Source organism: Pedobacter sp. Leaf132 (assembly GCF_920984695.1).
In the GTDB taxonomy this organism is placed as follows: domain Bacteria; phylum Bacteroidota; class Bacteroidia; order Sphingobacteriales; family Sphingobacteriaceae; genus Pedobacter.
The window spans coordinates 47,041-58,666 of the sequence record NZ_CAKLBO010000003.1; the positions used below are offsets into that span (position 1 = coordinate 47,041).

The window sequence follows — 11,626 nt, forward strand, 5'->3', positions numbered from 1 at the left end:
AACAAATGCCACAGCAACTTTGATTATTAAATCGGAAATTTTGTCGCTACAAATTATATGTTACTGTCTAAATTACTGATAATGTGTAACTTATTATGAAGTTTTGTCTTGTTTTTTAAAATTTGAAAAGCGAGTTCAGTATTCATTAGATTCTGCGGTCCCGCTTTCCGCTATATTTTTTGTTGTCCTTCGCTACACTCAGGTTCACAACAAAAAGATGCCGCTTCAATTGGGTTTAGGTGGCCAGGCTTCTACAATCTATTGAAGAAAAAACCATAACGCATAAAAAAAAGCATCTGCGCTTTATTTGCAGATGCTTTTTTAGGTTGTTGGTTGTCTGTTCGGTTAACCAATTAAAACAATTAACCAATTATTCAATTCAAACAATATTCTATTTTAAAATTTCTTTTAGTTTTTCTGTCTGGTGGTCGGCTAATTTCTGCAACGGACCAGAAGCTAACATTTTCATCATCATATTTAAATCAGCAGAAATAATATGTTTAGCAGTTGTTGTTCCATTACCGTTATCACTAACTGTCCACTTTAATTCCACATCAAAAGGTGCTTTTTCTGAAGGAATTGCGGTAAGCTCTTGGTTTTCAATACGGCTCGAAATTTTGATGGCTAATTTTGCCATGTTTTGAATTGTAAAACGAGCATCATCTTCAGTAGATTCCCAATTGTAAATGTTTTCGGGCATTAACTGTTGGTGGTTGTTCATGTTTGAGAGAAAAGCATAAACCTCATTTACAGGCTTGTTAACTTCTACAGCGCTTTCAATAATTGTCATTTAATAAATATTTAGGTTAGGGATTTTTATACTATGACTCTGAATTTACAATTTTGCTTTGACCCCATTCAGATGGATTTAAACGCCATTTGCCTAATAATTCCATATCGCTTTTTGCAATAATGCTATGCTCTGCAGCATACTCAATTAATGCGCCATAATTCGATAATGTTAAGTAACGACATTTAGCTGCTTTAAAATTTTCATTAGCTTGCTCAAAACCATAAGTAAAAATTGCAGCCAGGCCAGCAACAGATAAACCAGCGTTTCTTAATGCTTCAACAGCCTGTAAACTGCTTTTTCCTGTCGAAATTAAATCTTCGATAACAACTACACGCTGTCCTTCTACAACTTCGCCTTCAATTAAGCTTCCGGTGCCGTGTTCTTTAGCTTTTGCACGTACGTAAATAAATGGTAAACCTAATTCCTGAGCCACTAAAACACCTTGTGGAATTCCGGCTGTAGCAACACCCGCAATAACATCAACTGCTCCAAATTCTTCTTGTATAGCTTGTGCTAACTTCTGGCGAATATAAGTTCTTACCTGTGGGTGAGAGAGGGTAATTCTGTTATCGCAATAAATTGGCGATTTCCAACCCGATGCCCAAGTAAAAGGATTATTAGGTTGTAATTTAATTGCCTTTATTTGTAATAAAAATTCCGCTACCTTTAATTCAATATCACTTTTATTATACATGGCCCAAAATTACAGAATTTATATTAACGATAACACTTTGTTTATATCAGATGTTTTACCTGAACAAAAGGAAAAGATTCAACAGCTTGAAATTCAGGATTTTGATCTAGAAATATTTTACAAAAAATTAAAAAATGGGTCTAAAAAAAGCTACATTTTCTTAACTAAAAACCCTAAAGAAACTTTTAAAAAGCTTAAAAAGAACTGTGAGATAATTAAAGCTGCTGGTGGCTTGGTAGAAAGCGCCAATGGAAACTACCTTTTTATTTTTAGAAATAAGAAGTGGGATTTGCCAAAAGGTAAATTAGAAGATGGCGAAAATATGAAAGAAACTGCCGTTAGGGAAGTTGAGGAAGAGTGTGGTGTAAAAATTTTAAAACGTGAAGAAAAACTATGCAGAACGTACCACGTATATCCAAGTGGCTCCAAAATGGTAATTAAAAAAACCAATTGGTATAAAATGAGGGTAAAAGGCGAACCTAAATTAATACCTCAAAAAGAAGAGGGGATTGATGATGCAGTTTGGCTCGACAAAAAACACCTTTCACCAATTGTAAAAAATACTTTTCCATCAATTATGGATGTTTTACGTGCCGGTGGGATTTTATAAGATAGGTTGTGCCCATGATTGAAATTTTGGGTTAAGCGACATATTGTGAAGTTTTAAATTTTATGCCAGTTTTATAACCCACGATTTCAATCGTGGGTTAAGCGACATATTGTGAAGTTTTAAATTTTATGTCAGTTTTTTTGACCTACCATTTCAATCGTTTGGCCATGAATAATCTGTTTGTGATAAAACAGTCTTAATCCTCGTAATCTAACTCATCAACCACCTTTTTAAGTCTTTTTAAATATCTACCATAGTAGCGCCACGCCCAAAGTTCGGTAATAACACCAATAATTAAAATGGAAACAAAGCAATTTATAAGCAAGTATATGGGTGAAATATTAGTCATGATTTTTGAATAAATGGATGTTTTTTCCATAACCAGATAGACAGCGAAAAAGGATACGCTTATAAAAGTGATTATGTAGGTTAAAGCTTTGTAGAGTTCAATATTCATTTTCATTTCATAATAAAACCACAAAATATTTTTTCGGCTGTCCATGCTCATGTCATAAGCGTTTTTATAGAACTTAAAAAACTTAACAAAATAGTAAGCCGTAAAACCACAAATAATGGTGTAAAATACGAAGTATATCATTTTCATTTCATCAGATAAACCAAATAGATACGGGAATAGCGCTAAAATAATTATTGCAGCAATTTGGTAATTAAATTCGTGTTTCATTTTTCTTCTAATGATATCGATTGGTGTACGGGCTTGTTTTATTTTAAGCATGTTTCCCGAAATGTTTATTTCCTGACCACTATCGGCACTCCATTCTTTTTTTAAATCGTCAAAATTCATAACCATTTTTCTTTATAATGAATTGTAATTTTTCTTTTGTCCTATTAAGTTTCACTCTAGCATTTACTTCGCTAATGCCTAAGTTCTCAGCAATTTCTTTGTGCGATTGATTTTCCAAAAACAAAAAAATCAGTGCTTTTTCTACAGAATTTAATTCATTAACCGCTTTGTATAAGTAGGCTAACTTTTCCTCCTTTAATTCGCTTTCATCGGTGTCTATTATATCAATATTTTCATCCAAAGGCGATTTATCCACTTTTCGATTATCCTTTTTAAAGTATATTAAAGCCGTGTTTAAGGCAACACGATACATCCAGGTAGAGAATTTACTTTTGCCTTTAAAGGATGGGTAAGCTTTCCATAGTTGCATTATTATTTCCTGAAATAAGTCACGCTGCTCTTCCAAATCTTTCATATACATCTTTGAAATTTTATGTATAATCGCCTTGTGCTGATTTATCAGAGCTAAAAATGTGCTTTCAGTTTCCTTCATCTAAGTCGTTTATTTGGCTTAAAGAATTGAACTAATCTTACTCAGAAAGAAATTTGCTTCGGTAAAAATATTTGAGATTAGAGTATTCATAGATTTATGTAAAATATACTCTATAAGTAATCGATTTCCGAAAACGTTACATTTACGCAGAAAAAAATATCTACTATAAAAAACCTAGAGCTTCTTTAGGTACAAATGGGCTTACATCGCCATGGTTTCTTAGAATATCTCTTACAATTGTAGAACTAATTGCAGAATATTCAGGTTTGCTTAATAATAATATGGTTTCTACTTCAGGCATCATCGTTTGATTGATTTGAGCTATAGCTCTTTCGTATTCAAAATCTGATGCGGAGCGAATACCGCGAACCATGTAAGTAGCGTTTATTTTGCGACAAAAATCAACAGTTAAACCTTCGTAGGTTCTAATTTCTATGTTTTTGTAGCCGGTAAAAACGGTTTCCAGAATTTTTAAGCGTTGCTCGGCAGTAAGAAAATTTTGCTTTGAGCTATTTAAACCAATACCAATTACAATTTTATCAAAGAGAGGTGTAGCACGTTGTAAAATATTTACATGAGCAATGGTAATTGGATCAAATGAACCTGGAAACAGCGCTATTTTCATAATTCAAATATATATTTTTAGGTGGAAAGCAGAAAGGTTAAAGCGCAAAGCTTGCCTACTAATTAAATGACGGCCCTTAGGTGTAAACCTTAAACCTTAGTTTTATTGCGAAAAACTCTGCTAACTTTTCAGTTAAATAAATTCGAAAAAACTAAAAGAAGAGTTTCCGTACTTACGCGTTTCTTTGTAACCTGGCTGGCTGTTTAATTTCATGTTACTTTGGTGTTCCACCACAAGCAATCCACCTGGTTTAAGCAGTTTTTGGTCTTCTACCATTACCGGAATTTGTGGAATGTTTGGCATGTTGTAAGGTGGGTCGGCAAAAATTAAATCATAACTGCCAGTCATTTGTTTCAGAAGCTTGAATACATCCCCTTTACGCACCTCAATTTGCTTAAAATCATATTTTGTTGCGGTTGTTTTAACCCAATTCACGCAGCCGTAATCCATATCAATGGCTAAAATTCTTTCTGCCTCACGTGAAGCAAATTCGAAAGTTAAGTTTCCTGTTCCACAAAAAAGGTCTAAAACGCTGCAGGTTTCAAAATCAAATCTATTGTTTAAGATGTTAAACAGCGCTTCCTTTGCCATATCGGTTGTTGGCCTAACCGGCAAATTAGCAGGCGGCTGCAAGCGGATTCCCTTTAACATTCCACCAATTATTCGCATAAATCTAAAGCAAGAAGACCGCTGAAATAATGCTGCGGCATATCAGCAAGCAATTCGTTATTTTGCTTTGCTGCTGGTAAAAAGAAGTATAAATTATTGAAATATTTGAGCAGACAATTATAGTGTTCATCATCCTCATTGATAATACCTTGAAGGTAAACCGGAACATTGTCATCTAAATTTAATTGCTCAATTATTAATAGCAGAAAATAATTAAACTCATCTGCAGTTTCTGATTGATAATGGTTTTGGAAGACCACTTTTTTATCCTTTACGTACAGAACGTTAAAAGAAAGCGCAGTAAAATCAATTAATAAAGATTCATCAGCCAAATGCTTAAACAAAGCAATTAAAGGTTCTGATTGCGGAAAAATTAAAGATTTTTCTGGCAAGCTTTGCTTGACCTTTTCATCCAGGCAAAAAATTGTATTAAAGCCTAATGCGTTCTGAGTTGAATACACTTTATCCTCAGAACCCAGGTATTTAGCATAAACGGCCAGATTTTCACCATCAAACCATTCATCGGGAATAAAAATAAAATGTGAAGTATGGATTGCAGCCTTTACAGCAGCATAATTTAGGCTCAGATTGGTATCATTTGCAAATGCAGCCTTAAGCTCCTCTTCAATTGATTTACAGCCTTGTTTATCAAATATCGCATTTATCGCACCGGAATTTTTATCAACCAAGGCATAAGAAAAACTGTCGTTGGTTATTTTTAATAATAAGTGACAGTTTGCAGATGCTTCAGCTTTAAAATTAGGATTGACCAATAAAAGACTGTTTTTACTCATTGAAACAAAAATAGAGTTTTTTAGAGATTAACCGCAAAGAGCGCAAAGTTTTTTCGCAAAGGAAATGAAGTTGGGTGTGTAAGTTATAAAATATGCCACTGCAATGCGGATTAACACTGAAGTTTAAGTTATATTCGTTGATTTCTGTGTTAATGTGGCAACTTTTTTTTTGCAAGGCTTATTCAGATTTTTGCCACGGAAACACGGATTGACACGGAAATTGATATTTTATATTCCGTAATTTCTGTGTTTCCGTGGCAACTCTTTTTTTCAAGGCCTATTCAGATTTTTACCACGTAACACACGGATTAACATGAAAGTTGATGTTTTATATTCGTTGATTTCTGTGTTTCTGTAGCAAATTTTTTATAGAAGCATTGTTAATGTTATATTTAAAATCTGTGTATACCTGCAGTTAAAAATTAACAAAATCTTTTTACCAAATTCAAACTTTTGGGTGGATGAAAATTTAAAAAATTCAGCTTAAATTCGAAACATGAGCTACCAACCTACCTATAAAGCGGCAAATACAATTGCAGGCACAATTGAGCAACATTTTATTCGCTTACATAAAAATGCAATTGAACAGGGTGAGGAAGATTTAGCATCGCAACCAGATAAATTTACCATTGAAGCTTTAATTGATGTCGCTTTCTGGAGTAGTTTAAGGAAGGAAGAAGGGCATTCTCCTAGAATTTCTATTGCATTTTTGCCTCCAGAGCAAACCTCTAATCCATTGCTTTTTGCCAAAAAGCTAACTTTAAATGCAAATACTTTAACCAAAATTGCTCCGGGTATAGAACGTTCGGGAATACATTTAGGCGTTTGGATGGAAGATGGTGAGCTCTACATTTGGGGAACCACACTAAACATTCCGAACTTTTGCTTTGTGGTTGATGTTTCTGAGCCTGGATTGATTGTGATAAAACACAGAAGAATTTACGGTATTGGCAAATTTACCAATGTTGCAGTTTTAAAAGGTGAACAAATTAGAATTGTTGATGATACGAGCTGTATGAACAGAGATTGTCCGCCGATTTTAAAAGCGTTGCTGGATTTGACAGTTTTAGCCAGCTGGAACGACCCGACAAACATCTTAATTCAGTTTGCCGTTTCAATGCGTTCTCATGGAAGGGGTGGCGCATTGTTAATTGTGCCAAAAGGCGATAAAAAGTGGGCGGAATCAATTATACATCCCATTCAATATTTAATACAAACACCTTTTTCGGGTTTAGCAAACCTTGCCAAGCAAGGTGGAAATCAGACTGAAATATTTTCTCAGGGTGCCTTAAGGCGAGAGGTGGAGCACTTAGCCGGTTTAACGGCCGTTGATGGTGCTACTATAATTGATGAAGATTTTGATTTAATTGCTTTTGGCGCTAAAATAGGTAGGGCGAAAGGTAAACCCACGGTAGAGCAAATTGCATTTTCGGAGCCTATTATTGGTGGTGAGGATAAAATTCTTTTTCCCGGACAATTGGGTGGTACAAGGCATTTTTCGGTAGCGCAGTTTATTAACGACCAACCTCAATCTATTGGTTTAGTAGCTTCGCAGGATGGGCATTTTACTATATTTAGCTGGAGCGAAAAACAAAGTATTGTAATGGCACATCGTATTGAAACGCTGTTGTTGTAATTGAAAGTCGTTATTGCGAGGTACGAAGCAATCTTAGTGCATAATTTATTATATAGTTTTGTGTTAGCTTATACATTTTGCAGGAGCTAACCTTAAAAAGAGATTCTATCTTTGCAATCTAAACCGTATTGTAGCGGCATCCCCCGATTTTACATCGGGGATTTAGCGGAAAGACGGGCTATCGGAACCGATTAGCAATGCAATTGCTTTTCATAAAATTTTTCTAAAAACTATTACAAAATTTGCCAGTTAAACAATTAAACAAAATCGATGTACATAGATAAAAGTCAACTTATTGCCGAAGCTTACCAACACCCACCAACTAAAGAACAACTACTTTTTTGCGAGCGGATGTCGGTGTTTTTGCAAGAAGATGATGAGTATAAGTGTTTTGTGTTGAAGGGTTATGCCGGTACGGGTAAAACTACATCGGTTGCCGCTTTGGTTAAGGTTTTGGCAAAATTTAACCTGCGTAGCGAACTTTTGGCGCCAACTGGCCGTGCGGCGAAAGTGATGAGCCAATATTCGTACAGAAAGGCTTTAACCATTCACAAAAGAATATACCGAAAACGTTCTGCGGCATCGCCCGAGATGCAGTTTCAGCTTGCTCCAAATCTATCAGAAAATACCATTTTTATTATTGATGAGGCTTCGATGATAGCTGACGAATTTAATGAAACCGGCTCTTCTATTTTAAGGGATTTGCTGGAATTTGTTTATAATTCTAAGAACTGTTTTTTGCTTTTTGTTGGCGATACAGCGCAGCTACCGCCAGTGGGCAGCTTGGATAGCCCGGCTTTAAACGAACAATATTTAAAAGATAAATTTGCCCTAACCATAAGTTCTGTCGAATTAAGAGAAGTAGTTAGGCAAGGTAAAAAATCGGGCATTTTGGCTAATGCAACCATGCTTCGGAATCAAATTAGTAAGAATCCTGAAAATCCGCTGCCAAAATTTTTAACTAAGAACTATAAGGATATTTACAATATGGCTGGTGCCAGGTTGGTTGAGGGTTTGGAGTATGCCTACCGGAAGTTTGGTATGGAAAATACCCTGGTGGTATGCAGATCGAATAAATCGGCAAATGTTTACAACCAGCAAATACGTTCGAGATTGCTTTACCGCGAAGAGGAACTTACCGGGGGCGACCAAATAATGGTGGTGCGTAATAATTATTTTTGGCTTCCGGATAATGATGAAACTGCTTTTATTGCCAATGGCGATATGGCTAAAGTAATACGCGTTAGGGGCGAAGAGGAGCGGTATGGTTTCCGCTTTGCTGATGCGACACTTGAGTTTATGGATTTCCCTGCTGCAGGACAGGTTAGTTGTAAAGTGATGTTGGATACACTAAATATAGAAACTGCCAATTTACCCTATGAGCAAAATAAAAAGCTTTTTGATGGTTTAAATGAAGATTACGAGCACATTGCAAATAAGAGGCAACGCATGCTTGCGATAAAGCAAGACCCGTTTTATAATGCTTTGCAGATTAAATTTGCTTATGCGGTTACCTGCCACAAAGCGCAAGGCGGACAATGGGAAGCTGTTTTTGCCGACCAAGGTTATTTAACCGATGAAATGATTGATTTGGATTTTCTTCGATGGCTTTACACGGCCGTTACCAGGGCAAAACAAGAGTTATACTTAGTTAACTTTTCGCCATTGCTTTTCGCTAAAACTGCACAAGAGGATTATTTTTAGTTTAGGTAGCCACAGATTAATTTGAATTTTCTTTTTACCACTTAAGGTTATCTAAGCTTATATTTCTTTGTATGATGAAATTATAAAGCCACAGATTAACAGATTTTTTTGCTTTATTTTTAAAACTTATATTTTTTTAGGTGCCTTAGGTAATGAAATTATATAGCCACAGATTAACAGATTTTTTGGCTTTTATTTTAAAACTTATATTTTTTTAGGTGCCTTAGGTAGTGAAATTGTGAAGCCACAGATTAACAGATTTTTTAGCTTTTATTGTAAAACTTATATTTTTTTTGGTGCCTTAGGTGATGAAATTATAAAGCCACAGATTAACAGATTTTTTGGCTTTTATTTTAAAACTTATATTTTCTTAGGTGCCTTAGGTGATGAAATTGTAAAGCCACAGATTAACAGATTTTTTGCTTTTATTTTAAAACTTATATTTTCTTAGGTGCCTTAGTTAGTGAAATTATAAAGCCACAGATTAACAGATTTTTTAGCTTTTATTTTAAAACTTATATTTTCTTAGGTGCCTTAGGTAGTGAAATTGTAAAACCACAGATTAACAGATTTTTTTGCTTTTATTTTAAAACTTATATTTTTTTAGGTGCCTTAGGTGATGAAATTATAAAGCCACAGATTAACAGATTTTTTGCTTTTATTTTAAAACTTATATTTTCTTAGATGCCTTAGGTAGTGAAATTATATAGCCACAGATTAACAGATTTTTAGCTTTTATTTTAAAACTTATATTTTTTTAGGTGCCTTAGGTAGTGAAATTATAAAGCCACAGATTAACAGATTTTTTGCTTTTATTTTAAAACTTAAAACTTAGATTTTCTTTGGTGATTTACGTGGTGAAAAGTTAATTAAAAAACTCTTACCTTAATATTTTAACCAAATAGTGTTATGAAATTTGCATTTTCACTCAAGAATAAGATAAAAATAGCTTTTTTGTTATTCTGTATTATGTGTTGCACTTTGCTTATCCGGTTTTTAGAAGATAAGAGTGTAAAAAAAATAAACGAATCTTTCATCTCAATGTATAAAGACAGGTTGGTTCCGGCTACAGATTTATATTTTATAGCAGAACAGCTTCATCAAAAAAATGCATTGTTACAGAATATTTTGAATAATGATAGTCAACTAAATTCTGGTTTAACGCAAATACGACAGCTCAATTCTAACATCGATTCTGTTATTAATAAATATGAATTAACGGTATTGGTAAAGCAAGAGAAAAGTTTCTTAACCGAGCTAAAAAAAGCTTTAATGGTTCAAAATAATGTTGAAAGTAAAATTTGCCTTGCTCAGCCAGCAGAAGGATTAGCGCTTTATACTGCCACTGGAAGAAACAGTTTTAATCAATCTTTAAATAAACTATCATCGCTAATTAAAATCCAGACTGAAGTTGGTGATGAGCTTATAAATGATTCAAAAATATTTGTTTCTGGTACAAAAGTTTATTCAACGTTTCAGGTTATCCTTGCAATAGCCATCGGTGCGCTGATTGTGGGGATTGTTTCAGCATCAAACGCTGTAAAAGTTCAGCAGGAAAAGTATAATTTGAACTAGCTTTTTCGGTTAAAATTAGCCACAGATTTAAAGATAATAATCTGTAAATCTGTGGCTAAAAAAATATATTAATCAGCGTCTTCATCGGTAATTAACCGAATAGAATCATCAGAAAGTACAATTAAACGTTCTTTATAAAGTGAACCGATGGTTTTTTTGAAAGCGCTTTTGCTTATTTGAAAACGATGATAAATTTCTTCGGGCGTGCTTTTGTCGCCTAACTCAATTACACCACCACTCTTTTTTAATTCTCGTAAAACCAACTCTTTCGAGTCGAGAATATGGCCGTAACCACTTGGTTGTAAGGTTAAATCAATTTTACCCTCAACACGTATTTTTTTAATCCAGCCTTTACGTTGTTCGCCTACTTGTAAATTATCAAAAACCTCATTATGATAAAGTAAACCGATGTAAGTATTGTTAATAATTGCGTTAAAACCTAAATCAGTTTCTTCAGTAATTAATAAACTTACTTCATCGCCCTCTTCAAAATCAAAATCTTCCTCTTCTACATAATCGTAAAGTTTAGATGATGCCAACAGTCTGTCGTTATTCTCATCCAGATAAACATATACAACGTATTTGTAGCCTTTTTGCATTGGTCTTTTTTGCTCTCGCTGCGGCACGTAAACATCTTTATCAATACCTAAATCCATAAAGACACCATCTTCACCATCAGAAACAACTTTTAAGAAAGCAAAATCGCCGACTTCAGCATAAGCTTTTTGAGTTGTTCCGGTTAAACGTCCATCTTTCTGTATGTAAACAAAAACGTTTAAGTTATCGCCAATTTCTGCCTTTTGCGGAACATATTGGTAGGGAAGGAGCACCAATTTATCGCCATCTGTTAGGTTTAAACCGGCTTCTGTTTTACTTAAAATTCTTAGTTCGTTGTATTTACCTATTTCAATCATTTCATTTTGGGTTACACCATTTTCTTCAATGGATTATGCGCAAAGTTAACAATGTTTTATTTGTAATTGCCTCAAAAATGATTTGGAAAGGTAAGTCAAAACCCATCGGATAATTCAGTCGGGCTGTTCCTACCCGTCCGGCAGGCGGGCAATAAATCCCCGATGCTATTTTTGTGCCGATTGTTCGGTAAAAAATCGGGAGATACCGCTGCCATCCCCTTTAATTACAAAGTATTTGCAAAAGAAGGTCACAGTAAAAAATATAAGCCGCAGATTATCAGATTTTGTTTAAAAAAGAACAAAAAATAAATGGC

12 protein-coding genes are annotated in these 11,626 nt (G+C 34.4%); 4 read left to right on the top strand and 8 right to left on the bottom strand.

Translation table 11 applies throughout. The features are described from left to right. Positions 1 to 391 precede the first annotated feature (391 nt). Both LUA86_RS07495 and pyrE read right to left on the bottom strand, forming a co-directional pair. Positions 392 to 790 carry an SRPBCC family protein gene (locus tag LUA86_RS07495; protein WP_231459986.1) on the bottom strand — a complete coding sequence of 133 codons (399 nt, stop codon included), beginning with the start codon at positions 788 to 790 and terminating at the stop codon, positions 392 to 394. Between the two features lie 31 nt (positions 791 to 821). Continuing rightward, positions 822 to 1,487: an orotate phosphoribosyltransferase gene (pyrE, locus tag LUA86_RS07500; RefSeq protein WP_231459987.1), complete on the bottom strand. Its 666-nt coding sequence runs from the start codon at positions 1,485 to 1,487 to the stop codon at positions 822 to 824. Between pyrE and LUA86_RS07505 the strand changes: the two genes are divergently transcribed. After that, the gene (locus LUA86_RS07505; protein WP_231459988.1) at positions 1,486 to 2,097 is read left to right on the top strand and encodes an NUDIX hydrolase; all 612 of its coding nucleotides are present in this window, start codon (positions 1,486 to 1,488) and stop codon (positions 2,095 to 2,097) included. The two genes, pyrE and LUA86_RS07505, sit on opposite strands and share 2 nt — an antisense overlap. Positions 2,098 to 2,293: 196 nt before the next feature. Here the strand turns inward: LUA86_RS07505 and LUA86_RS07510 are convergent, their stop codons facing one another. From LUA86_RS07510 to LUA86_RS07530, 5 genes are all read right to left on the bottom strand, one after another. Continuing rightward, complete coding sequence (locus tag LUA86_RS07510; protein ID WP_231459989.1) at positions 2,294 to 2,902, bottom strand: hypothetical protein; 609 nt, start codon at positions 2,900 to 2,902, stop codon at positions 2,294 to 2,296. After that, entirely contained in the window at positions 2,892 to 3,395 is a 504-nt protein-coding gene (locus tag LUA86_RS07515; protein WP_231459990.1) for an RNA polymerase sigma factor, read from the bottom strand. The genes LUA86_RS07510 and LUA86_RS07515 overlap by 11 nt, the downstream gene beginning before the upstream one ends. A 163-nt stretch (positions 3,396 to 3,558) precedes the next feature. After that, the gene (gene coaD / locus LUA86_RS07520; RefSeq protein ID WP_231459991.1) at positions 3,559 to 4,020 is read right to left on the bottom strand and encodes a pantetheine-phosphate adenylyltransferase; all 462 of its coding nucleotides are present in this window, start codon (positions 4,018 to 4,020) and stop codon (positions 3,559 to 3,561) included. Between the two features lie 132 nt (positions 4,021 to 4,152). Continuing rightward, on the bottom strand, positions 4,153 to 4,689 hold the full coding sequence (locus tag LUA86_RS07525; protein WP_231459992.1) for an RsmD family RNA methyltransferase: 537 nt from the start codon (positions 4,687 to 4,689) through the stop codon (positions 4,153 to 4,155). Then, a complete protein-coding gene (locus LUA86_RS07530) occupies positions 4,680 to 5,483 on the bottom strand; it encodes a DUF3822 family protein (protein WP_231459993.1) in 804 nt (267 codons plus the stop codon). Before LUA86_RS07530 ends, LUA86_RS07525 begins: the two co-directional genes overlap by 10 nt. A 496-nt stretch (positions 5,484 to 5,979) precedes the next feature. On the opposite strand from LUA86_RS07530, the gene LUA86_RS07535 reads away from it, so the two are divergent. From LUA86_RS07535 to LUA86_RS07545, 3 genes are all read left to right on the top strand, one after another. Continuing rightward, entirely contained in the window at positions 5,980 to 7,119 is a 1,140-nt protein-coding gene (locus LUA86_RS07535) for a putative sensor domain DACNV-containing protein (protein WP_231459994.1), read from the top strand. Between the two features lie 270 nt (positions 7,120 to 7,389). Beyond that, complete coding sequence (locus LUA86_RS07540) at positions 7,390 to 8,823, top strand: ATP-dependent RecD-like DNA helicase (protein ID WP_231459995.1); 1,434 nt, start codon at positions 7,390 to 7,392, stop codon at positions 8,821 to 8,823. A 909-nt stretch (positions 8,824 to 9,732) separates the two neighbouring features. Beyond that, positions 9,733 to 10,398: an MCP four helix bundle domain-containing protein gene (locus LUA86_RS07545; RefSeq protein ID WP_231489937.1), complete on the top strand. Its 666-nt coding sequence runs from the start codon at positions 9,733 to 9,735 to the stop codon at positions 10,396 to 10,398. 68 nt (positions 10,399 to 10,466) lie between these two features. Here the strand turns inward: LUA86_RS07545 and LUA86_RS07550 are convergent, their stop codons facing one another. After that, the gene (locus LUA86_RS07550; RefSeq protein ID WP_231459996.1) at positions 10,467 to 11,312 is read right to left on the bottom strand and encodes a S1 RNA-binding domain-containing protein; all 846 of its coding nucleotides are present in this window, start codon (positions 11,310 to 11,312) and stop codon (positions 10,467 to 10,469) included. Between the last annotated feature and the right edge of the window lie 314 nt (positions 11,313 to 11,626).